Consider the following 26,122-nt stretch of genomic DNA (forward strand, 5'->3'; position numbering starts at 1 on the left):
AATTGAAATATCTTTCTAATAAAAATGGATTTCTTGGAATTGACAATGATGTTAATTTTAAAGAAAAAGTTGTTGTTGTGCCGTTCGGCCTAGAAAAAACTGTAAGTTATGGTGGTGGTACTCGAAATGGACCTAAAGAAATTATTAAAGCCTCACATCAAGTTGAATTATATGATGAAGAATTAAATTGTGAACCCTACAGGAAAATTGGGATTAAAACTCTAAAACCATTTAAAATTGATAAGAATATTAAAAAAGCTTTAAAAAAAATGTCTAATATAAATCAAGAAATATTAAACAAAAAACTATTTCCAATTACTTTTGGTGGAGAGCACTCAATAACTCCAGGGTGCATTGCTCCATTTGTTAAAAAATATAAAAAAATATGTTTACTACATTTTGATGCTCATGCAGATTTAAGAGAAAGTTACAATGGTGAAAAATTTTCCCATGCTTCAGCAATTAAAAGATGTTTAGATCATAAAAATGTGTCTTTAATTTCATTTGGGATCAGAAATATATCTCAAAGTGAAATACCTTTTTTGGATAAAAATTCATCTAGAATTAAAATTTTTTGGGCAAAAGATAAAAAAAGATGGGATTTGAAAAAATTTAAAAAACTAATCAAAAATAAAACAGTTTATTTAACTTTTGATGTTGATGGATTAGACTCCAGCATAATGCCTGCTACAGGGACTCCAGAACCTGGGGGATTATTGTGGGATGAAACTTTGGATATTATAAGAATTGCTGCTAAAAATTCTAATATTGTTGGTGCTGATATAAATGAACTTTCACCTATCAAAGGCTTTAACTCTTACAATTTTCTTGTTGCAAAACTTGCCTATAAAATTTTGTCTTATAAATTTTTGTACTAAACCTTCGAAACTTTAAATAATCCAATTAGAAATCTGAACGGAATTAACATTAATAATGCAACTAATACTTTAACTGCTAGGTCACCTAGTGATAAAGTTATCCATGGTATCCCTGTCGCATAAAAAGATATCGAAAAAAATAAAAACGTGTCAACTGTAGAGCCAATCAGTGAAGATGTGAGTGGGGCTACAAACCATTTCTTTTTTCTTAATTTATCAAAAATTTGAACATCAAGTAGTTGAGCAAATAAGAATGCTGTACCTGACCCAATAGCTATTCTTATAGAAATTAAATCTGCAAAGTTTGTTGAAAAAAATAATGTGAATGCAATTCCTATTATAAATCCAATATATACAATCTTACGTGCAATAAATTTCCCGTATAATCTGTTTGCTAAATCTGTTATCAAAAATGCAACAGGATAACTAAACGCTCCATAAGTTAATATTTCTTCTAAGCCATAATATCTAAGTGGAAACTGTACTAAATAATTTGAAGATAAAACAACAACCCCCATTATTAATGAGAGCAGTATAAATAGTTTTTCCATTAAGTAGTTTTGCTAGGAGAAACTTTTAGTGCTTTTTTTACAAATGGTGATTTAATTAATAAACTTTTTTTAAGTTTCTTTAATCTAGAAGAGATATTTTTATTTTTTACAGTTTTTAAGAATTCATCAAAAGTGCCTTTTTTATCAACACATCTTACGCCTGCATTACTTACGGTTAAGGTTAAACTTCTTTTTAAAAGTTCACTTGTAAACTTTGTTTTTTTTAGGTTGGGTAAAAATCTTCTTTTAGTCTTATTGTTAGCATGACTAACATTATGACCTTTCATAGGTATTTTACCAGTTAATTCACATTTCTTAGACATAATATTTAATGACTATATAAGATGAGTCAGTGACCTCGTCAAGTTTATAAACTTTAATTAGACTATTTCTTGCCTATAATTTCTCTAAAATTCTTAATCCCTTCAGCTTTTAATATTTCTTTAAGCTCTTTTTTTATCTTTCCAACAACATTTGGACCTTGAAAAACCATACCAGTATATAACTGTATGTAGCTAGCCCCAGCTAAAAACTTTTTATGAGCACTCTCTCCTGAATCAACCCCACCCACTCCAATGATTTCAATTTTACCTTCTAGTAACTTATAAAACTTACTTATTAGATCATTGGCCTCTTCCTCAAGAGGCTTTCCTGACAAGCCACCCTTTTGATGCTTTAATATGTTACTAAGTTTTTCTCTGTTTTTTTCTGTAGTATTTGAAACAATTATTGCACTTACTTTATAGTCTAATAATATTTTACTTATTATTTCAATTTGATTTTCTGAAATATCAGGCGAAATTTTCACTACAATTGGTATTTTAGATTTAATTTTAATTTTTTCTTCTTGGATTAAATTCATTAATTCATCAAATTTTGTTTCATCATGAAAATTTCTTAAATTTTCTGTATTAGGTGAGGAAATATTTATTGTTATATAATCAGCAATATCATGAAAGGCTCTAAGGCCAATTAAATAATCATTTAATCGGTCTGCACTATCTTTGTTGGGACCTATATTGATACCTAATAAGCCCAAACTTGTATTCGATCTAATTCTATCACTTACATTTTTAGCACCTAAATTATTAAATCCTAATCTATTTATGAGTGCCTCATCTTCAACTAGTCTAAATACTCTTGGCTTAGGATTCCCATACTGTTCAAATGGTGTGACCGTTCCAACTTCCACAAATCCAAATCCAAGTTTAAATAAAGAGTTATAAACTTCAGCATTTTTATCAAAACCAGCAGCTATTCCAATTGGGTTGTCTATTTCTTTACCAAACAAAGTAGATTTAAACATTGGATTATCTTTATTTTCATCCATTAAGTTCGGTGTTAGATTAAATTTTAAAGACTTAATTGCTAAATTATGAGCAGTTTCAGGATCAATTTTAAAAATTAGTGATCTGAATTTTGAAAACATTATTTTATTTTTTCTTTTATCAATTCTTTAGTTTCATTTACTCCAAAAAAACTTATAAAAAAACCCATTCTTGGTCCATTTTCATCTCCAAAAACAACTTCATAAATTAACTTGAACCAATCACGTAGGTTTTTTGAGTAACCATTTTCTTTTCCAGTTGAATATATCAATGTTTGAATATCTTCTGGTAGCATTTCATCATTACAGTCATTAAGAGTTTTTACAAGTGATTCTAGTGCTAGTTTTTCATTACTGTCTGGTATTTTATATTTTTTCTGTAATTTGATCACATCATTAAAATACTTAATAGCATAGCCAATCAAATTATCAAAAATTGGATGATCTTTTTCTACGATATCTTGTTTATATTTTTTTACAAACTTCCAAAGCAATTCTTTTGTAGCTGCATTACTTGTTTCTACAAGATTCAATAGCATTGAAAAACTCATAATAGTATCCTCTTTTGGAATTGATCCATTATGAACATGCCAAACTGGATTCATTAATATCTGTAATTCATTTTGACTTTTTGCTTTTTCTATAAAATCTAAATACTCATCAACTGTTTTTGGAACTATTTCTTTATATAATTTTTTTGCTCTTTTAGGGTTTTGATACATATATAATGATAAGCTTTCAGGAGACGCATATTCTAACCACTGATCAATAGTTATTCCATTTCCTTTTGATTTGGATATTTTTTCTCCTTTTTCGTCTAAAAAAAGTTCATAAGCAAACCCAGATGGATTTGTTTTACCTATTAGTTTTACTATTCTTGAAGATAATATTGCACTCTCAATTAAATCTTTTCCATACATTTCAAAGTCTATATCAAGTGCATACCATCTCATAGCCCAGTCCACTTTCCACTGTAGTTTACAATTTCCATCTAAAATACTTGTTTCAAGTTTATTACCATTATTATCAAAAATAATTTTTGATTTTTCTTTCAAAATTTCTAAAACTGGAATTTCTAAAACTTTACCAGTATCTGGGCATACAGGCAAAAAGGGGCTGTAAGTTTTTTGTCTTTCTTTACCAAGAGTGGGAAGAATGATATTCATAATACCTTGATAATTTTCTAAAATTAATTGCAACGTAGGATTAAAAATACCACCTTTATAAAGAACTGAAGAACTTTTGAAATTATATTCAAATTTAAATTTATCTAAAAAATCTTTTAGCATTTCATTATTGTGTTCTCCAAAACTTGAAAATTTTTCAAATGGATCTGGTACTTGAGTTAATGGTTTATGCAGATTTTTTTTTAATAGTTCTTGATTAGGAACATTCTCAGGAACTTTTCTAAAACCATCCATATCATCTGAAAAAGTTATAATTTCTGTTGGTATATCAGTGAGCTGTTTTAGAGCATTAACCATCATTGATGTTCTAGCAACTTCACCAAAAGTACCTATATGAGGCAATCCACTTGGGCCATAGCCAGTTTGTAAAATAATTTTACCTTTTTTTTCGATAAAAGATTTTCGTTCGCGCAATATTTTTTTAGCCTCAACAAAGGGCCATGCGTTAGTTTTATCTAAATTGTCTTTTTTAATCACTTTGTTTATTAAGAAATATCTTATATTTGCTGTTATTATTAACTCTTATAGAGTTGAAATTTATTTACCATAAAATAATGTTCTTTCAAAATGTCTAATTATAAAACTGTTTTTTTCACCTTGGGGGTTTTGCAAATTATTCTTGGAATTTCAATGATGATTCCAATTTTGGCCCAGTTTATTTATTATGAATTAGACTCCTCTTTTATAGGAGCTTCTATTATTTCAATAATATTTGGTATTTTATTTTTTTTAACTAATCTAAACCATGATAAAAAATTAAACTTGCAACAAGCTTTCTTATTAACAGCTCTTTCATGGTTAAGTATTGCTATATTCGGTTCTTTACCCTTTATTTTTTCTAATCTTGAACTATCTATTACTGATGCTTTTTTTGAAAGCATGTCTGGTATTACCACTACTGGATCTACAATTATCTCAAGTTTAGAAAGTGCTCCTAGGTCAATACTTTTGTGGAGAGCTATGCTTCAATGGTTGGGAGGGATTGGTATAATCGTAATGGCAATAACTCTTATGCCAATAATGAATGTTGGAGGAATGCAATTATTTAAAATTTCAAGTAATGATTCATCTGAAAAATTATTACCAAAATCTAAAGAAATATCACTAAGATTAATTTACGTTTACTTAATTTTAACATCTCTTTGTGCTCTTACATATAAAATTTTTGGTATGAATATTTTTGATAGTCTAACACATTCCATGACCACAATTGCAACAGGCGGATTTTCGAATTATAATGACTCTATTGGATATTTTAATAGTCCAGCTATTGAAATATCATCAATGATTTTTATTATATTGGGTAGTTTGCCTTTTATTGCTTATATAAAATTTTTAAATGGTAACAAAAAAATATTTACTTCAGATGTTCAAATTAGATCATTTATTAAGATAATCATTTTTTCAATTATTATACTTTTAATTTATTTATTTTTTCAAGATAATAATTTTTCTCAAATCAATATTAGGAAAGTTTTTTTTAATGTTATATCTATTTTAACTGGCACAGGATATGTCACTGGAAAATTTGATGGATGGGGAAATTTTCCATTAATTTTATTTTTAACCCTAATGTTCATTGGTGGATGTGCAGGTTCAACAACTTGTGGAATTAAAATTTTTAGAATTCAAATTCTATATTTATTTATTATCAATCAATTAAAAAAAATTATCTATCCAAGAGGAATATTTATAGTAAAATATGATAGAAATGATGTGGATAATAAATTTATGGCCTCGATCATTTCTTTTATTTTTCTTTACCTGGTTATTTTTTTTTTGATAACTGCATTTTTATCTTTAAGTGGTTTAGATTTTATTACCTCAATTTCTGGTGCAGCAACATCTATTTCAAATGTTGGTCCAGGATTAGGCTCTGTAATTGGCCCTAGTGGTAATTTTTCGAGTTTACCAGAAATATCTAAATGGATTTTGAGCCTTGGAATGATCTTGGGAAGATTAGAATTATTTGCTATACTAGTGTTGTTTCTACCTTCATTTTGGAGAAACTAATTATGATTGAAATTAAAAAACAATCTCTATCAGAAACTTTCTCTGTCTACTTTGACAAAAGAATGCTTAGAATATTATTACTAGGTGCAATCTCTGGTTTTCCATGGGTTTTAATTGGAAGTAGTTTAAGTCTATGGCTTAAAGAAGAAGGTTTAAGCAGATCAACAATTGGTTGGGCAGGATTAATATTTGCTGTTTATGCTTTTAACTATTTGTGGGCACCACTTATAGACAGACTTCAAATACCATATTTAACAAAAAAACTTGGTCATAGAAGAGGTTGGATAGTTTTAATGCAAATCGCAATTTTAATTTGTCTTATTACTTGGAGCTTTATTAATCCTACTGAAAATTTAGCACTATTAATTTCAGTTGGTTTAATTATTGCTATAGCTTCTGCCACTCAAGATATTACTGTTGATGCCTTAAGAATTGAACAAATAGGTGTAAATGAAAATAAGTCAATGGCAGCTGGTGCTGCTATGGCTGTGGTTGGATGGTGGAGTGGATACAAATTAGGTGGTGTTATAGCTTTATTTACAGCAGAATATTTTGAAAATATTGGTATTTCTAATTATTGGCAAATTACATTCTTAATATTAGGTATTGTGATTATTTTAATGAATATAGGTTTAATGTTTGTTCATGAAAAACATTCTACTGATAGACAAATAAAACAAAAAGAGACTGACAAACTTATTGAAAATAAATTTAGATCAAAAAATATTGTAACCAGTTTTACTGTTTGGATAAGTAGTACCCTTGGTGGTCCTATAATAAGTTTTTTCAAAAAAAATGGATTTTCAATTGCTCTTGGAATTTTAAGCTTTGTTTTTTTATTTAAGATTGGTGAAGCTTTTCTTGGAAGAATGTCCATAGTTTTTTATAAGGAAATAGGATTTTCAAAAGGTGATATAGCTATTTATTCAAAAACTTTAGGATGGATTACTACAGTTATCTTTACATTACTGGGTGGTCTTTTTGTAATTAGATCTGGAGTTTTAAAAGCAATGTTTCTAGCAGGGATATTAATGGCTGTAACAAACTTATTATTCACACTTTTAGCCTGGAGTGATAAATCTGAGTTATTATTTGCTGTAGCAGTCATATTTGATGATATTGCAGCTGCCTTTGCAACAGTCGCTTTTGTGGCATTTATTTCCTTACTGGTCGACAGAACTTATACTGCAACTCAATATGCATTGCTTGCTTCAATTGGAACAGCTGGAAGAACTACACTTGCATCATCATCTGGAGCTTTAGTTGATTGGTTAAATGGAGATTGGGGTGTGTTTTTTATTTTAACGGCAATTATGGTAATACCGTCTTTAATTTGTTTGTGGTTTATTAAAGATAAATTAAAACTTCGTGAAAAATAATTTTTTTTATAAAAAATCATTATCAAATATTTATAAAAATTCCTCTATAGCTTCAGAGATTACTTCACAAATTATATATGGTGAAAAATTTAGTATTATTTCTAAAAATAAAAATTGGTTAAAAATAAAAACTTCATTTGATAATTATATTGGCTACATAAAAAATGAAAAATATGTAGACAATTATAAACCTACACATAAAATATTTGTCTTAAAGGCTATTATTTTTAACAAACAAAAAAAAAAACTAAAAATTTTTTAACTTTTGCTTCAAGGATTTTAATAATACAAAAAAACAAAAAATTTATAGAATTTGAAAAAAATAAATGGATTGAAAAAAAAAATATTAAAAAAATTAATCATATTGAAAGAAATTATTTAAAAATATTAAAATTATTTTTAAAAACTAAATATACTTGGGGAGGCAAAACTTATTTAGGAATAGATTGTTCTGCTATTCTACAATTAATTTTTTATTATAATAATAAATTTTATCCAAGAGATACTAAAGATCAAATGAGATATTCAAAAAAAAATGACAAGAAAAAACCATTTAAAAAAGGAAGTATTGTATTTTGGAAAGGACATGTTGCTATTTGTATTAATTCTAAAAAATTAATTCATGCATATGGCCCAGAAAAAAAAGTTTTAATTATGTCTATAAAAGAAACTATAGAAAGAATTAAAAAAACAGCAAAGCTGTTAGTAAAAAAAGTATCCTCTATAAAATATTAGCTTCTCCCAAAATCTGGTCTATTGATATCTTGTTTTAATTTGATTATTTTTTTTCTAACTTTTTTAGTATCAACTAATTTTTTAACAAGAGATTTGTTGTTTTTAGATTGAATATCTCTTTTAAATAAATGTAAATTTTTAATAAATAAATCAATAGCTTTTAAAATATTTGTTTGATTGTTGAAAAAAACATCTCTCCACATAATTTCATTAGATGCCGCAATTCTTGAAAAATCTCTCAAGCCACCTGCACTAAACTTGATTAAGTTATATTTTTTTTGTTTTTCAAAATCTGTTGCCGTTTTAACTAAGTTATATGCAATTAAATGAGGTAAATGACTTGTCATAGAAAAGATAGTGTCATGTTTTTTTGAGTCCATAACTGCAACTCTAGAGCCAATTTTTTTCCAAAACTTATTTAGTACTTTTAAGTGTTTCTTATTGGTGTTCTTTTCTTTTATTAATATGCACCATTTGTTAAGAAATAAATTCTTAACACCATGTTCGGGACCACTAACTTCTGATCCAGCGATAGGATGACTAGAAGTCCAATAGATACCCTTTTTTAATTTATTTTTAATAAGCTGCATAGATTTTTTCTTGGACGAACCAACATCTGTAATAATAGTTTTGGATGACAAATATTTATTTATTTTTGAAATCATTTTTTCATATTCTCCTAAAGGAGTACAAAATATTATTAAATCTAAATTTGGTATAATTTTTTTTAAATCATTTGTGATTGTACATGGTAATCTTAATTTTTTAATCTTTAAAATATTCGATTTAGATTTTTCATAAATAAATATTTTTTTAGATATTTTTCTATCAGCTATTGCTCTTAATAGTGATGAGCCAATTAATCCACAACCTATTATTAAAATATTTTTCATGATTAGCTAAATATACTTTTAATTGTTGCTATAAATTTTATATTTTCTTTTTTTGATCCAATTGTTAATCTCAATTTATTTTTAATATTATATCCATCTTCTGTAGATCTTAATATGATTCCTTTTGATTGTAGCTTATCAAAAACATAATTAGCTGAAAATTTACATTTATCAAAATTTAATAATAAAAAATTAGCAGCAACTTCATTTGAATAAATGTTTAATTTATTTAAAATATTTTTAAGTTTATTTGCTTCTATAATATTATGCTTTACAGATTGATTAATAAAATTTTTATCTTTTAAGGCCTCAGTGGCTGCAATTTGAGCTAATAGATTGACATTAAATGGTGACTTAATCAAGTTCATTGCATCAATAATCTTTTTTGAAGCGTATCCCCAACCAACTCTTAAAGAAGCTAATCCATAAATTTTAGAAAACGTTCTTATTATCACAACGTTACTTTTGTTTTTGAACAAATCTAAACTTGATTTATAATCTATATTTTTCATATATTCAAAATAAGCATCATCCAAAACTAACAAAATATTTTTTCTTAATTTTTTTCTTAATTCTATTAATTCTAACTTTGTCAAATAAGTCCCAGTTGGATTATTAGGATTAGCAATAAAAACAATCTTTGTTTTTTTTGAAACGCTTTTGATTATCTCTGAAACTGAAACTTTAAAATTTTTTTCTTTTGAAAAAATAACCTTGGCACCAATAATTTGTGCGTAAATCCTATACATTAAGAAGCTGTATTGTGGAACTATTACTTCATCAGATGGTTTCAAATATAACTGACAAATCATCTGAATAATCTCATCAGATCCTGCCCCACAAATGATTTTATTGAAATCACAATTAAACTTTTTTGAAATTTCTTTCCTTAAAATTTTTGATTTACTGTCTGGATATTTTGAAAGAATTAAATTTTTATTATTCAAAACCCTCTTAACTTTAGAGCTGACACCTAATGCTGATTCGTTTGCAGATAGCTTAATGATACTTTTAATTTTTTCTATATTCGATTTGCCTGGTTTATAGGCTTCTATTCTAAATGTTTTAAATTTTGGAACTGTCATTTCAGTAATCTTATAAATAAAATATTAAACTTTCATACAGAATAAGTCATTTTTTAAAAAATTTGACATAAGAAATACTATCTAGTACAAAAAATATGCGCTGATTTAACTGAATTGCGAGCGCTTAAAAAAACCTGCTAAATATGTTTTTTTCTCTCACAATTCATTTTTAGCTAAATTTATGAATAAAAATTTTAATATAAAAAGTTTATTAATTGATCAACCATTAAAGCTAGATTGTGGACAGACTATTAGCAATTTCCCTTTAGCTTATGAAACCTATGGCTATCTTAATGAAAAAAAAGATAATGCCATTTTAGTGTTTCATGCATTAACTGGTGACCAATTCGTATCTGGAATAAATCCTATTACTAAAAAAGATGGTTGGTGGTCTTATGCTGTGGGTTCAAACAAAGCTATAGATACTGATAAATATTTTGTAATTTGTGCAAATGTAATTAGTGGATGCTTAGGTTCTTTTGGTCCTAGTAACACTAACACCGATACCAATAAAGTTTATGGTACAACCTTTCCCATAATTACAATAAATGACATGGTAAATGCTCAATACAACCTCTTAGATTTTTTTAAAATTGAAAAATTATTTGCGGTTATGGGTGGATCTATGGGCGGCATGCAAGTTCTTCAATTTGTGAGTAATTTTCCTAATAAAGCAAAAATAGCAATTCCGATTGCCTGTACTTCAAGTCATTCGGCACAAAATATTGCTTTCAATGAACTTGGAAGACAATCTATAATGGCTGATACAAATTGGTTGAATGGTGACTATGCTAATCAAAATAAAAACCCAGATAAAGGTTTGTCTGTTGCAAGAATGGCTGCACATATAACTTATTTATCTAAAAATGGCTTACAAGAAAAATTTGGAAGAAAATTGCAAGAAAGAGATGATTTAAAATTTAGTTTTGATGCAGATTTTCAAATAGAAAGTTATTTAAGACACCAGGGCAGTGTATTTGTGGATAGGTTTGATGCTAATAGTTACCTATACATAACAAGGGCTATGGATTATTTCGATTTAACTAAAGAATTTGGTGGAAACTTATCAAAAGCCTTTGAAAAAACCAAAACTAAATTTCTAGTAATATCATTCACTTCAGACTGGCTTTATCCTACTTCTGAAAATAAAGAAATTGTTATAGCTTTAAATGCTATAGGTGCTGATGTTGCATTTGTTGAAATTGAATCTGATAAAGGACATGATTCATTTCTTTTGGATGTTCCTGAATTTTTAAATACTTTAAAAAATTATATTAACAATTCCTACTCTAAAAATAAAAAATGAAACAAGAATTTAAAATAATCTCTGATTTTATTAAAAAAAATACAAGAGTTTTGGATGTTGGTTGTGGAGATGGAACGTTGATGCAATTTTTACAAAACAATAAAGAAATAGATATAAGGGGAATTGAAATTTCTAAAGAAAATTCTCAAAAATGTGTAGGTAAAGGACTAGCTGTGATAGAGGGTGATGCTGAAAAGGATCTTTATCAATTTCCTGATAGTTCTTTTGATTTTGTAATATTAAGTCAAACGCTTCAAGCTTTTCTAAACCCAGAAATAGTTATTAAAGAGTTGTTAAGAGTAGGAAAAAAAGCGATTGTTACTGTGCCAAATTTTGGGTTTTGGAAAGTAAGACTTCACTTATTAATAAAAGGAACAATGCCAATTACAAAAAATCTACCAGATGAATGGTATAATACGCCCAATTTACACATGTGTACAATTAAGGACTTTTATAAATTCTGTCATGAAAGAGGTATTAAGTTGGATAAAGCATTGGCTCTTCATAATGAAAAAACCTCATTTATTAACGAGACAAACCTTAATATGAAAAACTTATCAGCAGAGCTAGGTATTTTCTTAATTGCAAAATAAATGAAGATTCAAATAATACCTTGTCTGAAAGATAACTATTCTTATCTAATAATTGATGAAGAAAATAACATTGCTTGTGTGATTGACCCTAGTGAAGCTGAACCTATTATTAAATATCTGGAAAATACTCAAATTGAATTAAAATTCATATTAAATACCCACCATCATTATGATCATGTAGGAGGTAATAAAGAATTAAAAGAAAAATATGGAGCAAGTGTTGTTGGATACAAAGGAGATAAAGAAAGAATCCCAGAAATAGATATATTAGTGAGTGATGAAGAAACCTGGATATATAAAAATTTTGTAGCAAAAATAATTCACATTCCAGGCCACACACTTGGTCATATATGTTTCTATTTCTATAAAAATGATTTAGTTTTCACTGGAGATACTCTTTTTTCTCTAGGTTGTGGTAGAATATTTGAAGGAACTAATGAACAGATGTTTAATTCACTAATGAAACTAAAAGACCTACCAAAAAATACAAAAATTTTTTGTGGTCATGAATATACTCTTCAAAATTCGAAATTTTGTTTAACGCATGATAAAAATAATCAAAATCTTAAAAATAAGATAGTAGATATAAAGTTAAAATTAAAAGCAGGCTTTTCAACTATGCCATCCACTATTAAAGATGAATTGGAGTGCAATATTTTTCTTAAATCACATAATGTGAAAACCTTTTCAAAATTGAGGGATTTAAAGGATAATTTCTAACTTATTCAGACTTGACTATAACAAGCTCCCGACTATATTGCTGATTATAAAAATTAGATTAAATAATGTCATACGCAATTATACAAACAGGTGGAAAACAATACAAAGTAAAAGCGGGAGAAATCCTTAAAATTGAAAGATTAGAGGATTCTAAGCTTGAAACTAAAATAGAATTTAAGGAAATATTAGCTTACGGAGATGACAAAAATATTGAAGTTGGATCACCTACAGTTGATGGTGCAAAAGTTGAAGCTGACCTTGTTGAAAATGGAAAAAATAGAACAATATTAATTTTCAAAAAAAGAAGAAGACAAAATTCTAGAAGAAAAAATGGTCATAGACAGCAATATTCATTAGTAAGAATTAGTAAAATTTTTTCTAAAGATGGCAAGGTTTTATCTGAAGCAGAGAAAATGGTAAAACCAAATAAAAAAATTGAAAAAGTTGAGACTGAAGTAGCAAGTAAATAGATTAGGTAAATTATGGCAACAAAAAAAGCAGGTGGATCATCGAGAAACGGACGAGATAGTGCTGGTCGTAGACTAGGCGTTAAAAAGTATGGTGGTGAAGTAGTAATTCCTGGAAACATAATTGTAAGACAAAGAGGCACAAAAATTTTTCCTGGTGAGAATGTGGGAATGGGTAAAGATCATTCAATTTTTTCTGTTGTTGAAGGAAAAGTTGTTTTCAAAAAGGGTAAATCAGATAGAACATTCGTTTCCGTAAAGCCCAATTAGTAGTACAACTAAAAAACTAAGAGTTGTATTATGAAGTTTCTAGATCAAGTTAAAATTTATGTAAAAGCAGGCAATGGAGGACATGGATCTCCTAGCTTTCGTAGAGAGAAATTCATTGAATACGGTGGACCTGATGGTGGTGATGGAGGTAAAGGTGGTACTATATTCCTAAGATCAGAAAGAAATTTAAATACTCTTATTGATTATAGATTCCAACAACACCACAAAGCTGGAAGAGGAGTAAATGGTTCTGGACAAAATCGTACAGGTCATGGTGGAGAAGATTTATTTTTAAAAGTTCCAATTGGTACACAAGTTTTTGAAGAAGATAATAAAACTTTAATTTATGATTTTAAAAAAGAAGGTGAAGAATTTATTGTAGCTAATGGTGGAAAAGGTGGTCTTGGAAACACTAGATTTAAAAGTTCTACTAATAGAGCTCCAAAAAAATTTACTAAAGGTGCAATCGGTGAAGAGTACGTAATTTGGCTTCAGTTAAAAACTATTGCTGATGTTGGTATTGTAGGATTACCTAACGCAGGTAAATCAAGCTTACTAGCTGCCATTACAAATGCGATGCCTAAAATTGCGAACTATAAATTTACAACACTAAACCCAAATCTTGGTGTTGCAAGTTATGATGATAAGGAAATAACTCTAGCTGATATTCCTGGTTTGGTTGAAGGTGCGCATGAAGGTGTGGGCCTTGGTATTCAATTTTTAAAACACATAGAAAGATGTAAAACTTTAATGCATTTAATAGATATTACTGATGAAGACCTTGAAAATACGTATAAACAAGTTCGAAATGAGTTAAGGAGTTACAGTAAAGATTTACTAGAAAAAAAAGAAATAATTGTATTAAATAAGACAGACTTACTGGAGGAAAAAGAAGTGAAAGATATTTTAAAGAATTTTTCTAAAAATAAAGATTCTGAGGTGGTTACGCTCTCAACATTGGAAAAAGGTTCAATATCCAAAATTAAAGCTAAATTACTATCCTATGTATCTTAAAGATTCTAAAATAATTGTTATTAAGATTGGTTCATCTTTATTAATAGATGACAAAAAAAAAGTAAGAAAAAAATGGCTCACTGAATTTGCTAAAGATATTCAGGAATTAATAAAACAGAATAAAAAAGTTATTATTGTAAGCTCTGGAGCAATAGCGATGGGTTGCAAAAAACTAAATATTAGCAAAAAAAACCTTAAGATTGATAAAAGTCAGGCTGTTGCATCTATTGGGCAAATTGAACTAATGAATTTATTTTCAGAAAAATTTGTTAAATTAAAAATTTATATTTCCCAAATTCTTCTCACTCTAGAAGATACAGAGCAAAGAAGAAGAGCCCTTAATGCAAAAAGAACTTTTGATAATTTATTTAAACTAGGCTTTGTACCAATAGTAAATGAAAATGACACTATTGCTACTTCAGAAATTAAGTATGGTGATAATGACAGATTAGCATCGCGTGTTGCACAGATATCAGGTGCAGACTCGCTTATATTACTTTCTGATGTAGATGGTCTTTACACACACAATCCAAAAATATATAAAAATGCAAAATTAATAAAAGAAATAAAAAATATAGATAAAGATATAGAAAAAATAGCCACCAAAAGTATTAGTGAACATGGCACTGGTGGTATGAAAACTAAAGTAGATGCTGCTAAAATCTGTCAATTATCAGGATGCCAGATGGTGATAGCAAATGGCTTGATAAACCGACCTATTAAAAAAATAACTGAAGAGAATAATTGTACATGGTTTTTACCTAAGGTTTCAAAATTAGATGCTAGAAAAAAATGGATTATCAGCTCTGTTTCACCTAAAGGTGCGCTGGTTATTGATGAAGGTGCGAAACAAGCACTTTCAAATGGTAAAAGTTTACTAGCAGCAGGAATAAAAAAAGTATCTGGACGATTTAGCAAAGGAGATCATATTAAAGTTTTAGATAAAAATAATTACGAATGCGCAAGAGGACTTAGCTCCTTTTCATCTAATGAAATAGAAAAAATTATGGGTCACCACTCAAAAGAGATAGAAAAATTACTAGGATATATTTCTAAATCAGAAGTAATTCATAAAGATGATATAGTAGAGGTATAAAATGAGTAGATATATGAGATTAATAGGTCAAAATGCAAAAAAGGCATCACTTGATAAAGTTAACTCAAAAACTAAAAATAAAGTTTTAAAAAAATATGCTTTCTTATTAGGCAAAGAAAAAAAATCTATATTTAAAGCTAATCAAAAAGATATTCAATTTGCTCTAAACAAAGGCCTAAAAAGCAATCTGATAGAAAGATTAACTATTGATGAAAAAAAATTAATAGGCATAAAAAATTCTATAGATAAAATTGCTAAATTAAAAGATCCAGTTGATACTACTTTAGAAAAATGGAGCAGACCAAATGGTTTAACAATTAGTAGAGTGTCTATACCTATTGGTGTTATAGGTGTTGTTTACGAAAGTAGGCCCAATGTTACATCTGATGTTGCAAGTTTATGCTTCAAATCTGGAAATGCTGTAATTTTAAAGGGTGGCTCTGAGGCTATAAATACTAATAAAATTTTAGCAAAACTATTTCGAAAGTCGCTTAAGGAAAATAGAGTGAATGAAAACTTTATTCAATTTATAGACTCTAAAGACAGAAAAATGGTCGACTTTATGCTTTCAAAAATGAAAGATTGTATTGATGTAATAATACCTCGTGGTGGAAAAAATTTAGTAAAAAGAGTTCAACAATTTTCTAACGTCCCTATTATCGGTCACCTGGAAGGTCTTTGTCATACTTTTATTGATAAGGATGCCAATCTAAAGATGGCTACAAACGTTACCTATAATGCCAAACTAAGAAATACTAGTATTTGTGGGGCTACAGAAACAATTTTGATACATGAAAAAATTGTTAAGAAATTCTGTAACCCAATTTTAAAAAAGTTAGAAGAAAATAACTGCAAAATTTATGGAGATCGTTTTTTGAAAAAATATTACAAAGGAAAAATTTATCCAGCAAAAGAAAAAGATTGGTCTACTGAATATTTATCAGCAGCAGTTTCTGTAAAAACAGTTAAAGATTGTGACGATGCTATTAGCCATATTAACAAATATGGAACTATGCACACTGACTCTATCATTACTAAAAATAGAAAAACTGCAAATAAATTCATAAAAAATGTTAAAAGTTCAATAGCAATGCATAATACATCTACTCAATTTGCTGATGGTGGTGAATTCGGTTTTGGTGGTGAGGTTGGCATTTCGACAAATACTTTACCTCCACGAGGACCTGTTGGATTAGGGCAGCTCGTTTCATACAAATACGAAATTATTAGTAATGGTAAAACCAGAAAATAACTTAAAACAGAAAAAGACAAAAATTGGAATCTTAGGAGGAACTTTTGATCCCGCCCACAAAGGTCATTTAGAAATCTCTAAACAGGCTAAAAAAATATTAGAATTAAAAAATATTATATGGGCAATTACCAAACAAAACCCGTTTAAAAATACAAATAAAACAAATCTAAAAAGTAGAATAAAATTTGCAAAAAAATTCATTGGTAAAAATAATTTTATTAAAGTAAAATTTTATGAAGAAAAAGTTCTCTCCAATAAAACAATCGACCTCATCAATTATTTAGATAAAGATAAAAAATTTGAAATCTATTTTATTATGGGTGCTGATAATCTAATCAATTTTCATAAATGGCATAAATGGAAATCCATCATAAAAAAATGCAATCTGCTTGTATTTGATCGACAGGGATATAAAGCTAAATCGCTAAAGTCTGTGACCTTTAATGGTGTAAATAAAAATAAATTATCTTTTATTAATTTTAAAAAGGTTAATATTTCATCTTCTCAATTAAGAAAAATTTGATAAGGTTAAATGTATTAATGGAAAAAAACATAGACCTTAAAGATTTAATCCTAAAAACCTTAGATTCCAATAAAGCCCTAGATATTATTTCAATAGATCTTAAAAATAAAAGTTCAATGGCTGACTATATGATTATAGCAAGTGGAACTTCTTCTAGACATATTCAAGCTTTATCTGAAATGGTGCTAGAAAAATTAAAGACCAATGGAGCAAAAAATTCTAAGATTGAAGGAAAAGAAAGTAGTGATTGGAAATTAGTTGATGGTATAGACTTGATTGTTCACATATTTCATCCCGATAAAAGAAAATTTTATGAATTAGAAAAAATATGGTCAGAAATCATTCCTAAAGAAAAAGTAATGATATGATTTTAACTAAAAAATTTTTTATTTTTTTTATAATACTATTATTTACTTTTCAAAAAAGTTTTTCTGAAAATACTGACTTATATAAAAAAATTGATTTGTTTGGTGAGGTACTTGAAAAAATTAGCAAAGAATATGTTGATGAGGTAGATCAATCAAAAAGTATGGATTCAGCCATAAATGGTTTATTGCAATCTCTTGATCCCTATTCCACATATATGACGCCAGAAAGTTTTAAGGGTATGCAAACTGAAACTAGTGGAGAGTTTGGTGGGCTTGGTATTGAAGTTGGTATGGAAGCAGGTGTTGTAAAAGTGATATCTCCAATAGATAATACTCCAGCATCAAAAGCAGGATTAAAAGCTGGTGATTATATTGTAAAAATTAATAATACTCAGGTTCAAGGTAAAACATTAATGCAAGCAGTAGACTTAATGAGGGGACCTGTTGGATCGAGTATTGAAATAACGGTTAGAAGAAGAGGTGTTAAAAAAGCATTAATTTTTAATATAACGAGAGAAGTTATTCAGGTTCAGTCTGTAAAATCTGAACTTATAGATAATAATATTGGCTATATAAGACTAACTTCCTTTAACGAAAATAGTAGTGAACAAATTAAAGAAAAAATTAATAAATTAAATAAAAATAAAGATCTAAAGGGATATATCTTAGACTTAAGAAACAACCCAGGTGGCTTACTTTCTCAGGCAATTAAAATTTCAGACTTTTTTTTAGAAAATGGTGAGATTGTATCAACAAGAAGCCGACAAGCCTCAGAGAATAGAAAATGGTTTGCTAAAAAAGGTGATCTAACAAATGGTAAAACATTAATTATACTTATTAACTATGGATCAGCATCAGCATCAGAAATAGTAGCTGGTGCATTAAAAGATCATAAAAGAGCTATTATACTTGGAGAAAACAGTTATGGAAAAGGTTCTGTACAATCAATAATCCCTTTAAAAAATAGAGGTGCTATTAGATTAACAATTGCAAAATATTATCTTCCTTCAGGAAAATCTATTTCTGAAGTAGGTGTAACACCTGATATAGAGGTTACAGAAGGTTTAGATGATTTTAAATTTAATTCTGAAACTGATAATCAATTGAATTTTGCAATAAAATTATTCAACGGATAAATGTCGGATAGTAAAGTAAACTTACCTCTTAGAAGTGGAGTTGGAATTGTTGTCCTAAACAAAGATAATAAAGTTTTTGTTGCAAAAAGGATTGATAACCAAAAAAATTTTTGGCAGATGCCCCAAGGTGGTGTTGATAAGGGAGAGAGCTACTTAACTGCTGCTTACAGAGAGCTAGAAGAGGAAACTAGTATTAAAAATGTTGAACTAATTAAAGAATGTGATGGGTTAATCTCTTATGAATTACCAAAAAACTTATTAGGTATAATTTGGAAAGGCAAATATAGGGGTCAGAAACAAAAGTGGTTTATAATGAGATTTTTAGGACAAGATAACGAGATTGATATTAAAACTAAAAACCCTGAATTTTGTGAATGGAAATGGATTGATCTTGAAAATATAACTAACCTAGTTGTAGACTTTAAGCTGCATGTGTACAAAGATGTTAAAGAAAAAGTAAAAGAAATTCTTAATTAAGAGTTTTTAGCACATCAATTTTTTGGTCAACTAAGTATTTATTTTGATCCGTAATGTCACTATTTTTTGAATTTTCTTCTGCTTGTGCAAGTAGTTCACTAATTTTATCTTTATCAATATCTTTAATATTAAAAATAGAACTTGTTAGAACTGATAAATTATTATTCTTAAATTCAACAATTCCATCCTCAACATAATAATTATCCTCTCCTGATTTAGAAAAGATTTTAATAATCCCTGGCTTTAGGAATGAAATAATTGAGATATGGTCCTTTAAAATCCCCATTTCTCCCTCAAAAGCAGGTACAACAACTTCTGTTACATCTTCTTTTGAAAGAAAAGATTTTTCTGGGTTTACAATTTCTATTTTGAACTCTTCACTCATTATGCGGCAGCGTCTTTCGCCATTTTTTCTGCTTTTTCTACGGCTTCTTCAATTGTACCCACCATATAGAATGCAGCTTCTGGTAAATGATCATACTCACCATTACATATTGCAGCAAAACCTTTAATTGTAGATTCTAAATCTACTAATTTTCCTGGAGAACCAGTAAAGACTTCAGCAACAAAGAAAGGTTGTGATAAAAATCTTTGTATTTTACGCGCTCTAGCTACTGTTAATTTATCTTCTTCAGATAATTCATCCATTCCTAAAATCGCAATAATATCTTGTAGTGATTTGTAAGTTTGAAGAATTTTTTGCACTTCTCTCGCAACTCTGTAATGCTCATCACCAACTATTCTAGGATCTAAAATTCTAGAAGTAGAGTCTAGAGGGTCAACTGCTGGATAAATTCCAATTTCAGCTATCTGTCTCGATAATACAGTTGTTGCATCTAGGTGAGCAAAAGATGTAGCAGGTGCCGGGTCAGTTAAGTCATCTGCTGGTACATAAATCGCTTGTACCGATGTAATAGAACCCTTGTTAGTAGTTGTAATTCTTTCTTGAAGGTTACCCATGTCTGTTGCAAGTGTAGGCTGATATCCAACTGCAGAGGGAATTCTTCCTAATAGTGCAGAAACTTCTGAACCTGCTTGAGTAAATCTAAAGATATTATCAACGAAGAATAATACGTCTTGTCCTTCTTGATCTCTAAAATATTCAGCCACAGTTAAACCTGTTAAGGCAACTCTTGCTCTAGCTCCTGGGGGTTCATTCATTTGACCATACACTAGTGCAGCTTTTGATCCTGGACCTTCTGGCTTAATAACGCCTGAATCTATCATTTCGTGATAAAGGTCATTTCCTTCTCTAGTTCTTTCTCCAACACCAGCAAACACAGAAAATCCACCATGAGCTTTTGCTACGTTGTTAATTAATTCCATAATAAGTACTGTCTTACCAACACCCGCACCACCAAATAAACCAATTTTTCCTCCTTTGGCGTATGGTGCTAATAGATCAACTACTTTAATTCCCGTAACTAGAATTTCTGTCTCTGTTGACTGATCACTAAATTCAGGTGCAGCTCTATGAATTGGCCATTTTTCTTTTGTTTTAACTTCACCTTTTTCATCGATAGGTTCACCTATTACATTTATAATTCTTCCTAAAGTTTCTGGACCAACTGGAACTTGGATAGGAGCACCTGTTGCAGTTACTTCGTCTCCTCTTTTTAATCCTTCAGTAGCATCCATTGCAATTGTTCTTACACTTGATTCACCAAGGTGCTGGGCAACTTCTAAAACTAATCTGTTGTCTCCATTTTTACATTCTAATGCTGATAAAATTTCTGGTAATTCTCCGTCAAATTTTACGTCTACTACTGCTCCGATGATCTGTGTGATTTTTCCTTTGCTCATAATTATAAACTTTCCGCTCCTGATATGATTTCAATTAGTTCTTTTGTAATAGCTGCTTGACGACTTCTATTATACTCAATAGTTAGCTTGTCAACCATTTCACCTGCGTTACGGGTTGCATTATCCATTGCACTCATTCTTGAGCCCTGTTCGCTAGCTGAATTTTCTAACATCGCTTTAAAAATCTGAGTAGATATATTTTTAGGCAATAAATTGCTTAAAATTTCATCTTCATCTGGTTCAAATTCATAATTATCCTCAGAAGAATTTTCTTCTGCTTCAGATGTTTTTAAAGGAATTATTTGCTGTTCTTGAGGTATCTGAGTGATTACATTTTTAAATTTATTATAAAAAATTGTACACACATCAAATTCTTCTTTTTCAAAATTTTCAATTATCATTTTTCCCACTTTTTCAGCATCTAGATAATTGATAGTTTTTGAGTCTTTAAAGGATATTCTCTCTACAATATCGTCTTTATAAACTCTTTTTAATTGATCATACCCTTTAGATCCAACGGTTATAATTTTTAAAGTTTTTCCCTCATCAGATATTTTTTGAAAATATGCTTTGGCTTTTTTAATAATATTTGTATTAAAACCACCACATAGACCACGATCAGATGTTAACACAATACATAAATGCACCTTATCTTCACCTGTTCCAGAAAGAAGCTTAGGACCATTTTCCTTATCAGAAATGCCACTGGATAAATTAAGAATAATGTTATTCATTTTTTCAGAATAAGGTCTTCCCTTTTCGGCATTTTCTTGTGCTCTTCTAAGTTTAGCAGCCGCAACCATTTTCATGGCTTTGGTAATTTTTTGTGTAGACTTTACACTCGCTATTCTTTTTTTTAAGTCGTCTAGTGTTGCCATATTTTAAGAATTAAAGTTCTTCTTGAGTTCCATGATAGTTTCAACTAATAATTTTTCAGTATCTTCTTCAAGTTTACCTGAACTTAAAACAGATTCTAAAATTTCTGGTTTTTCAGATTTACATTTTTCAATAATCTTAGATTCGAACTCAGAAATATCTTTAAGTTCTACATCATCCAAATAACCTTTAACTCCACAGAAAACTGAAATTACTTGCTCAGCAACTGTCATAGGAGAATATTGTTTTTGTTTTAAAAGTTCAGTTAGTTTTGAACCTCTGTTTAAAAGTTTTTGTGTTGATGCATCTAAATCAGAACCAAATTGTGCAAAGGCAGCCATTTCTCTATATTGAGCAAGCTCCAGCTTCATTGAACCAGAAACTTTTTTCATTGCTTTTGTTTGTGCTGCAGATCCAACTCTAGAAACTGATAGACCTACGTTAATCGCTGGTCTAATTCCTTGGTTAAATAATTCTGTTTCAAGAAATATTTGACCATCTGTAATTGAAATAACATTAGTAGGAATAAAAGCAGATACGTCTCCACCTTGCGTTTCAATTATAGGAAGAGCGGTTAACGAACCTCCACCATGCTCATCACTAAGCTTGGCTGCTCTCTCAAGTAATCTACTGTGTAAATAAAATACATCTCCCGGATAAGCTTCTCTTCCTGGAGGTCTTCTTAATAAAAGTGACATTTGTCTATAAGCTACAGCCTGTTTAGATAAATCATCATAGATGATTAATGCATGCATACCATTATCTCTATAGTATTCACCCATAGTGCAGCCTGTATATGGTGCTAAAAACTGAAGCGGCGCTGCATCTGAAGCAGTAGCAGCAACAATAGTTGTATATTCCATTGCACCAGCTTCTTCTAAAGTTTTTTGAATTTGTCTAACTGTAGATCTTTTTTGACCTATAGCGACATAGATACAGTAAAGTTTTTGCTTCTCATCACCAGATTCATTTATTTTTTTCTGGTTAATGATTGCATCGATAGCAACTGCAGTTTTTCCAGTTTGTCTATCCCCAATAATTAATTCACGCTGTCCTCTTCCAACTGGAACTAGACTGTCAATTGATTTTAAGCCTGTTTGCATTGGTTCACTAACAGATTGTCTTGGAATAATTCCAGGAGCTTTTACCTCAACTCTACTTCTTTTAGTTGCTTTATCTAAAGCACCTTTGCCATCGATTGGATTTCCTAATCCATCAACAACTCTTCCTAATAATTCTTTTCCAACAGGTGTATCAACAATACTTCCTGTTCTTTTAACAACGTCACCTTCTTTAATTTTTCTATCATCTCCAAAAATTACAACTCCAACATTTTCGCTTTCTAAGTTTAGAGCCATTCCTTTTGATCCATCGGAAAATTCTACCATCTCTCCAGCTTGAACATTATCTAATCCGTACACTCTAGCAATACCATCTCCTACTGACAAAACTTGACCAACTTCAGTCACTTCTGCTTTATCGCCAAATTTTTTAATTTGCTCTTTTAATATCTTTGTTACTTCTGATGGGTTTATATCCATTTATGCCTCTATCATCCTATTTTCGATTTGTTGTAATTTATTTTTAATGGAAGTGTCCACCATTGTGCTTCCGACTTGCACAATCAAACCCCCAATTAAACTTGCATCGTGTTTGTAGTTTAATTTTATTTTTGAACTAAAGTTTTTAGTCAATTCTTCTTTTATATTATTAATTTCATTTTCAGTAAGATCTTTTGCAGAAGTTAATTCTGCTTTTAATTCCCCTCTTTTGACTGAACATGTCTCAACAAAGCTTTTTAGAATTTTATCTACATAAAAGAATCTTCTTTTAGATATTAGAAAGCTTAAAAATTTAGTTAATAATTCATTTATTTTATATTGCTCTGAAATTTTACTTAGAGCATTCAATTGGTCTTCTTTGTTATTCGTTGGATCTTTGATTAAAGATTTAAAATCTTCACTTAAAGCAATTAAATTAATAATTGAAGCAGAATGAACCTCGATCTCACTTAAATTATTAGCTTCTATTGCTAATTCATAAAGTGCCAGGGAGTATCTGCCTGCTGATGTTTCGGAAAAACCTTTATTTTTGCTCAATTTATTGTTCCTTATAAATATTTGAAGATTTATTAAATTTCCGTTTTAATTAACATATGACCCTATTCTCTTCAAGTCACACATTGTCTAAAAGTGTTATTTTTTGAATGTTAATTGAAGTTTATTGGATCAACATCAACTGTTAGTTTCATTCCAGTAGGAAATTTGAATTTTTCAATGATTTTGGCTAGTGAATTCTGTACTTTTAAAGATTTTCTACCTCTGATCAAAAGTCTTACTCTGAACTTTCTTTTTAATCTAAATATAGGAGCATTTACAGGACCGAGCACTCTACCATCAACAGCACTTTCTATAAAAATTTTAAACTTATAAGCCTCTTTTTCAAGTTCTCTTTCATTGCTGCCAGTAATTATTAAAGCAATAAATCTCTGAAACGGTGGAAGATTATTTTCCCTTCTAATTTCAAGTTCTTTATCTAAAAAAATATCAGGATTTTTATTTGTAATGTCTGTTATCATTTTGGTATCTAAATTATAAGTTTGAAAATAAACAGTTGCTGGTTTTCCTGTCCTACCTGCTCTCCCTGAAAGTTGATGATATAACTGTAAATTCTTTTCTGCTCCCCGTAAGTCATGACCTTGTGATGATAAGTCGATATCAACAACAACAATACAATTTAAACTTGGAAAGTGGAATCCTTTAGAAATTAATTGAGTCCCAATTAAAATTTGGATTTCATTATTTATAATTTTTTCTAAAACACCCGAAGAACTTTTTTTATTCATTGTATCACTAGAAAATATAGTTGTTGCCTTGGTGGGGAAAATTTTTTTTACTTCTTCAGATATCCTTTCAACTCCAGGCCCACTAAAGATAAAATCACATTTTCCTTCTTTCGAGCAGTCCCTATTTAGTAAAGCTTTGTATCCACAGTAGTGACATAATAAATTTTGTTTATTTTTGTGATAAACCAAATTTATTGAACAATTTGGACATGAATAACTAGTAAAACATTTTTTACATAATACATGGGGTGAAAATCCTCTTCTATTTAAAAAAAATAATACTTGATCTTTTTTTTCAAGATGAAATTTTACTTTCTCAATTGTTTCTTTTGATATCCAAGATTGAGTTTCTAACTTTGAATTATTAAGATTAATTATTTCATATTTTGGTAAAGAGGCATTTAAATATCTTTGATCAAGTTTTGATAAACTATATTTACCTTTTTTAATATTGTCATAAGTTTCAATAGAGGGGACAGCTGTTATTAAATTGATTGGAATATTTTCAAAGGATGCTCTAGAAATTGCCATATCTCTGGCATTGTAAGTTACTCCCTCATCTTGTTTGTAAGATTGATCATGTTCTTCATCAACAATGATTAATCCTAATTTTTTAAAAGGTAAAAACAATGAGGACCGAGCACCAATTACAACTTTAATTTTATCATTTGCTATTCCACTCCAAATAATTTCTTTATTTTTTTTTGTAATACCTGAATGCCACACAGCAGGCTTGAATCCAAAAAATTCTATAAATTTATTTTGAAATTGACCTGTTAATCCAATTTCAGGTAGTAGAATTAACCCTTGAAAACCCTTAATAATTATCTCTTTTAAAGCCTCAAAATAAACCATCGTTTTACCAGACCCTGTAGTGCCCTGTAAAACATGAACTCTAAATTTTTGATTTAATACATTCATTTTTTTTAATGAATCTTTTTGCTCTTTAGAAAGTTTTATTTCATTTTCTTTGATATCAATTTTGAATGGCTCATAAGCTTCAATTGGTAACTTTTCTATAGCGCCACTACTTAATAATAACAATTTTAATGCCATACCTTTAGGGGTCATATTGTATTCAGAAAACCAATTTAAGAATTTAATTGTATTTTTCTTTAATGGTGGAACATCTAATTTTCTTAAAACTTTTTTAATAGCAAAATTTTTGTTTGTTTTTTTTTCAAAATCATCCCATACAACTCCCGTCACCTCTGACTTTCCAAAAGGCACTGCCACGTAGTCTCCAACCTTTAAATTTAAATCTGAATTATAGGTAAATGGATGATTAAAAATATTTGGTATAAGAATCGGTACTTTCATATTTTTAT

Annotated in this window: 29 protein-coding genes; 17 read left to right on the forward strand and 12 right to left on the reverse strand. The window is 29.0% G+C overall.

Going from position 1 to position 26,122, the window contains the following annotated elements:
- Positions 1-2: 2 nt before the first annotated feature.
- A complete protein-coding gene (speB, locus tag ABXT56_RS06075) occupies positions 3-878 on the forward strand; it encodes an agmatinase (RefSeq protein ID WP_415299820.1) in 876 nt (291 codons plus the stop codon).
- Here the strand turns inward: speB and ABXT56_RS06080 are convergent.
- The 4 genes from ABXT56_RS06080 to ABXT56_RS06095 all read right to left on the reverse strand — a co-directional run bounded on the left by ABXT56_RS06080 (position 875) and on the right by ABXT56_RS06095 (position 4,420).
- Positions 875-1,429, reverse strand: coding sequence for a queuosine precursor transporter (locus ABXT56_RS06080; protein WP_415299821.1), 555 nt, complete (start codon positions 1,427-1,429; stop codon positions 875-877). The genes speB and ABXT56_RS06080 overlap by 4 nt on opposite strands.
- Complete coding sequence (gene rpmB / locus ABXT56_RS06085) at positions 1,429-1,752, reverse strand: 50S ribosomal protein L28 (protein ID WP_415299822.1); 324 nt, start codon at positions 1,750-1,752, stop codon at positions 1,429-1,431. Before rpmB ends, ABXT56_RS06080 begins: the two co-directional genes overlap by 1 nt.
- Before the next feature lie 62 nt (positions 1,753-1,814).
- Positions 1,815-2,858, reverse strand: coding sequence for a quinone-dependent dihydroorotate dehydrogenase (locus tag ABXT56_RS06090; RefSeq protein WP_415299823.1), 1,044 nt, complete (start codon positions 2,856-2,858; stop codon positions 1,815-1,817).
- On the reverse strand, positions 2,858-4,420 hold the full coding sequence (locus ABXT56_RS06095; protein WP_415299824.1) for a lysine--tRNA ligase: 1,563 nt from the start codon (positions 4,418-4,420) through the stop codon (positions 2,858-2,860). The genes ABXT56_RS06090 and ABXT56_RS06095 overlap by 1 nt, the downstream gene beginning before the upstream one ends.
- Before the next feature lie 90 nt (positions 4,421-4,510).
- On the opposite strand from ABXT56_RS06095, the gene ABXT56_RS06100 reads away from it, so the two are divergent.
- The 4 genes from ABXT56_RS06100 (at position 4,511) to ABXT56_RS06115 (ending at position 8,070) form a co-directional block, all read left to right on the forward strand.
- Entirely contained in the window at positions 4,511-5,956 is a 1,446-nt protein-coding gene (locus ABXT56_RS06100; protein ID WP_415299825.1) for a TrkH family potassium uptake protein, read from the forward strand.
- Positions 5,957-5,958: 2 nt separating this feature from the next.
- The gene (locus tag ABXT56_RS06105) at positions 5,959-7,335 is read left to right on the forward strand and encodes an AmpG family muropeptide MFS transporter (protein ID WP_415299826.1); all 1,377 of its coding nucleotides are present in this window, start codon (positions 5,959-5,961) and stop codon (positions 7,333-7,335) included.
- A complete protein-coding gene (locus tag ABXT56_RS06110) occupies positions 7,325-7,597 on the forward strand; it encodes an SH3 domain-containing protein (protein ID WP_415299827.1) in 273 nt (90 codons plus the stop codon). Before ABXT56_RS06105 ends, ABXT56_RS06110 begins: the two co-directional genes overlap by 11 nt.
- A 194-nt stretch (positions 7,598-7,791) precedes the next feature.
- Complete coding sequence (locus ABXT56_RS06115; protein ID WP_415301403.1) at positions 7,792-8,070, forward strand: NlpC/P60 family protein; 279 nt, start codon at positions 7,792-7,794, stop codon at positions 8,068-8,070.
- Here ABXT56_RS06115 and ABXT56_RS06120 read toward each other — a convergent pair.
- Both ABXT56_RS06120 and hisC read right to left on the reverse strand, forming a co-directional pair.
- Entirely contained in the window at positions 8,067-8,963 is an 897-nt protein-coding gene (locus tag ABXT56_RS06120; protein WP_415299828.1) for a prephenate dehydrogenase, read from the reverse strand. The two genes, ABXT56_RS06115 and ABXT56_RS06120, sit on opposite strands and share 4 nt — an antisense overlap.
- Positions 8,964-8,965: 2 nt before the next feature.
- Entirely contained in the window at positions 8,966-10,048 is a 1,083-nt protein-coding gene (gene hisC / locus ABXT56_RS06125; RefSeq protein WP_415299829.1) for a histidinol-phosphate transaminase, read from the reverse strand.
- Positions 10,049-10,229: 181 nt separating this feature from the next.
- Here hisC and metX point away from each other — a divergent pair, with 181 nt between their 5' ends.
- From metX to ABXT56_RS06185, 12 genes are all read left to right on the forward strand, one after another.
- Positions 10,230-11,354: a homoserine O-acetyltransferase MetX gene (gene metX, locus ABXT56_RS06130; protein ID WP_415299830.1), complete on the forward strand. Its 1,125-nt coding sequence runs from the start codon at positions 10,230-10,232 to the stop codon at positions 11,352-11,354.
- On the forward strand, positions 11,351-11,947 hold the full coding sequence (gene metW, locus ABXT56_RS06135) for a methionine biosynthesis protein MetW (protein ID WP_415299831.1): 597 nt from the start codon (positions 11,351-11,353) through the stop codon (positions 11,945-11,947). The genes metX and metW overlap by 4 nt, the downstream gene beginning before the upstream one ends.
- Positions 11,948-12,667, forward strand: a complete 720-nt coding sequence (gloB, locus tag ABXT56_RS06140) for a hydroxyacylglutathione hydrolase (RefSeq protein ID WP_415299832.1) — start codon at positions 11,948-11,950, stop codon at positions 12,665-12,667. It abuts the gene before it with no gap.
- 65 nt (positions 12,668-12,732) lie between these two features.
- Positions 12,733-13,137, forward strand: coding sequence for a 50S ribosomal protein L21 (rplU, locus tag ABXT56_RS06145; protein WP_415299833.1), 405 nt, complete (start codon positions 12,733-12,735; stop codon positions 13,135-13,137).
- A gap of 12 nt (positions 13,138-13,149) precedes the next feature.
- Entirely contained in the window at positions 13,150-13,404 is a 255-nt protein-coding gene (rpmA, locus tag ABXT56_RS06150; RefSeq protein WP_006997689.1) for a 50S ribosomal protein L27, read from the forward strand.
- Positions 13,405-13,434: 30 nt separating this feature from the next.
- A complete protein-coding gene (gene cgtA, locus ABXT56_RS06155) occupies positions 13,435-14,418 on the forward strand; it encodes an Obg family GTPase CgtA (RefSeq protein WP_415299834.1) in 984 nt (327 codons plus the stop codon).
- Complete coding sequence (proB, locus tag ABXT56_RS06160) at positions 14,408-15,514, forward strand: glutamate 5-kinase (protein ID WP_415299835.1); 1,107 nt, start codon at positions 14,408-14,410, stop codon at positions 15,512-15,514. The genes cgtA and proB overlap by 11 nt, the downstream gene beginning before the upstream one ends.
- A gap of 1 nt (position 15,515) precedes the next feature.
- Complete coding sequence (locus tag ABXT56_RS06165; RefSeq protein ID WP_415299836.1) at positions 15,516-16,766, forward strand: glutamate-5-semialdehyde dehydrogenase; 1,251 nt, start codon at positions 15,516-15,518, stop codon at positions 16,764-16,766.
- Positions 16,747-17,289, forward strand: coding sequence for a nicotinate (nicotinamide) nucleotide adenylyltransferase (nadD, locus tag ABXT56_RS06170; RefSeq protein ID WP_415299837.1), 543 nt, complete (start codon positions 16,747-16,749; stop codon positions 17,287-17,289). The genes ABXT56_RS06165 and nadD overlap by 20 nt, the downstream gene beginning before the upstream one ends.
- Before the next feature lie 17 nt (positions 17,290-17,306).
- On the forward strand, positions 17,307-17,657 hold the full coding sequence (rsfS, locus tag ABXT56_RS06175; protein WP_415299838.1) for a ribosome silencing factor: 351 nt from the start codon (positions 17,307-17,309) through the stop codon (positions 17,655-17,657).
- The gene (locus ABXT56_RS06180) at positions 17,654-18,793 is read left to right on the forward strand and encodes a S41 family peptidase (RefSeq protein ID WP_415299839.1); all 1,140 of its coding nucleotides are present in this window, start codon (positions 17,654-17,656) and stop codon (positions 18,791-18,793) included. The genes rsfS and ABXT56_RS06180 overlap by 4 nt, the downstream gene beginning before the upstream one ends.
- Positions 18,794-19,270: an RNA pyrophosphohydrolase gene (locus ABXT56_RS06185; protein WP_415299840.1), complete on the forward strand. Its 477-nt coding sequence runs from the start codon at positions 18,794-18,796 to the stop codon at positions 19,268-19,270.
- On the opposite strand, the gene atpC is transcribed toward ABXT56_RS06185, so the two are convergent.
- The 6 genes from atpC to priA form a co-directional block, all read right to left on the reverse strand.
- On the reverse strand, positions 19,263-19,655 hold the full coding sequence (gene atpC / locus ABXT56_RS06190; protein WP_018413613.1) for an ATP synthase F1 subunit epsilon: 393 nt from the start codon (positions 19,653-19,655) through the stop codon (positions 19,263-19,265). The genes ABXT56_RS06185 and atpC overlap by 8 nt on opposite strands.
- Positions 19,655-21,073 carry a F0F1 ATP synthase subunit beta gene (gene atpD / locus ABXT56_RS06195; RefSeq protein ID WP_006997680.1) on the reverse strand — a complete coding sequence of 473 codons (1,419 nt, stop codon included), beginning with the start codon at positions 21,071-21,073 and terminating at the stop codon, positions 19,655-19,657. The genes atpC and atpD overlap by 1 nt, the downstream gene beginning before the upstream one ends.
- A gap of 2 nt (positions 21,074-21,075) precedes the next feature.
- Complete coding sequence (locus tag ABXT56_RS06200) at positions 21,076-21,951, reverse strand: F0F1 ATP synthase subunit gamma (RefSeq protein WP_415299841.1); 876 nt, start codon at positions 21,949-21,951, stop codon at positions 21,076-21,078.
- A 3-nt stretch (positions 21,952-21,954) separates the two neighbouring features.
- Complete coding sequence (gene atpA / locus ABXT56_RS06205; RefSeq protein ID WP_415299842.1) at positions 21,955-23,490, reverse strand: F0F1 ATP synthase subunit alpha; 1,536 nt, start codon at positions 23,488-23,490, stop codon at positions 21,955-21,957.
- On the reverse strand, positions 23,491-24,048 hold the full coding sequence (gene atpH / locus ABXT56_RS06210; RefSeq protein ID WP_415278150.1) for an ATP synthase F1 subunit delta: 558 nt from the start codon (positions 24,046-24,048) through the stop codon (positions 23,491-23,493).
- Between the two features lie 110 nt (positions 24,049-24,158).
- A complete protein-coding gene (gene priA / locus ABXT56_RS06215; protein WP_415299843.1) occupies positions 24,159-26,114 on the reverse strand; it encodes a primosomal protein N' in 1,956 nt (651 codons plus the stop codon).
- Positions 26,115-26,122 lie beyond the last annotated feature (8 nt).

The sequence above is a fragment of the Candidatus Pelagibacter sp. Uisw_134_02 genome (assembly GCF_047720265.1).
In the GTDB taxonomy this organism is placed as follows: Bacteria; Pseudomonadota; Alphaproteobacteria; order Pelagibacterales; family Pelagibacteraceae; genus Pelagibacter.

Bases quoted from the DNA above. Each gene is read 5' to 3' on its own strand.
- ABXT56_RS06090 (WP_415299823.1), bottom strand. From the start codon at position 2,858: ATGTTTTCAAAATTCAGATCACTAATTTTTAAAATTGATCCTGAAACT.
- atpD (WP_006997680.1), bottom strand. From the start codon at position 21,073: ATGAGCAAAGGAAAAATCACACAGATCATCGGAGCAGTAGTAGACGTA.
- ABXT56_RS06200 (WP_415299841.1), bottom strand. From the start codon at position 21,951: ATGGCAACACTAGACGACTTAAAAAAAAGAATAGCGAGTGTAAAGTCT.
- cgtA (WP_415299834.1), top strand. From the start codon at position 13,435: ATGAAGTTTCTAGATCAAGTTAAAATTTATGTAAAAGCAGGCAATGGA.
- ABXT56_RS06185 (WP_415299840.1), top strand. From the start codon at position 18,794: ATGTCGGATAGTAAAGTAAACTTACCTCTTAGAAGTGGAGTTGGAATT.
- ABXT56_RS06080 (WP_415299821.1), bottom strand. From the start codon at position 1,429: ATGGAAAAACTATTTATACTGCTCTCATTAATAATGGGGGTTGTTGTT.
- gloB (WP_415299832.1), top strand. From the start codon at position 11,948: ATGAAGATTCAAATAATACCTTGTCTGAAAGATAACTATTCTTATCTA.
- ABXT56_RS06180 (WP_415299839.1), top strand. From the start codon at position 17,654: ATGATTTTAACTAAAAAATTTTTTATTTTTTTTATAATACTATTATTT.
- ABXT56_RS06165 (WP_415299836.1), top strand. From the start codon at position 15,516: ATGAGTAGATATATGAGATTAATAGGTCAAAATGCAAAAAAGGCATCA.
- rpmA (WP_006997689.1), top strand. From the start codon at position 13,150: ATGGCAACAAAAAAAGCAGGTGGATCATCGAGAAACGGACGAGATAGT.
- rsfS (WP_415299838.1), top strand. From the start codon at position 17,307: ATGGAAAAAAACATAGACCTTAAAGATTTAATCCTAAAAACCTTAGAT.
- rpmB (WP_415299822.1), bottom strand. From the start codon at position 1,752: ATGTCTAAGAAATGTGAATTAACTGGTAAAATACCTATGAAAGGTCAT.
- metW (WP_415299831.1), top strand. From the start codon at position 11,351: ATGAAACAAGAATTTAAAATAATCTCTGATTTTATTAAAAAAAATACA.
- rplU (WP_415299833.1), top strand. From the start codon at position 12,733: ATGTCATACGCAATTATACAAACAGGTGGAAAACAATACAAAGTAAAA.
- atpA (WP_415299842.1), bottom strand. From the start codon at position 23,490: ATGGATATAAACCCATCAGAAGTAACAAAGATATTAAAAGAGCAAATT.
- priA (WP_415299843.1), bottom strand. From the start codon at position 26,114: ATGAAAGTACCGATTCTTATACCAAATATTTTTAATCATCCATTTACC.
- metX (WP_415299830.1), top strand. From the start codon at position 10,230: ATGAATAAAAATTTTAATATAAAAAGTTTATTAATTGATCAACCATTA.
- ABXT56_RS06100 (WP_415299825.1), top strand. From the start codon at position 4,511: ATGTCTAATTATAAAACTGTTTTTTTCACCTTGGGGGTTTTGCAAATT.
- atpC (WP_018413613.1), bottom strand. From the start codon at position 19,655: ATGAGTGAAGAGTTCAAAATAGAAATTGTAAACCCAGAAAAATCTTTT.
- nadD (WP_415299837.1), top strand. From the start codon at position 16,747: ATGGTAAAACCAGAAAATAACTTAAAACAGAAAAAGACAAAAATTGGA.
- hisC (WP_415299829.1), bottom strand. From the start codon at position 10,048: ATGACAGTTCCAAAATTTAAAACATTTAGAATAGAAGCCTATAAACCA.
- proB (WP_415299835.1), top strand. From the start codon at position 14,408: ATGTATCTTAAAGATTCTAAAATAATTGTTATTAAGATTGGTTCATCT.
- ABXT56_RS06105 (WP_415299826.1), top strand. From the start codon at position 5,959: ATGATTGAAATTAAAAAACAATCTCTATCAGAAACTTTCTCTGTCTAC.
- ABXT56_RS06120 (WP_415299828.1), bottom strand. From the start codon at position 8,963: ATGAAAAATATTTTAATAATAGGTTGTGGATTAATTGGCTCATCACTA.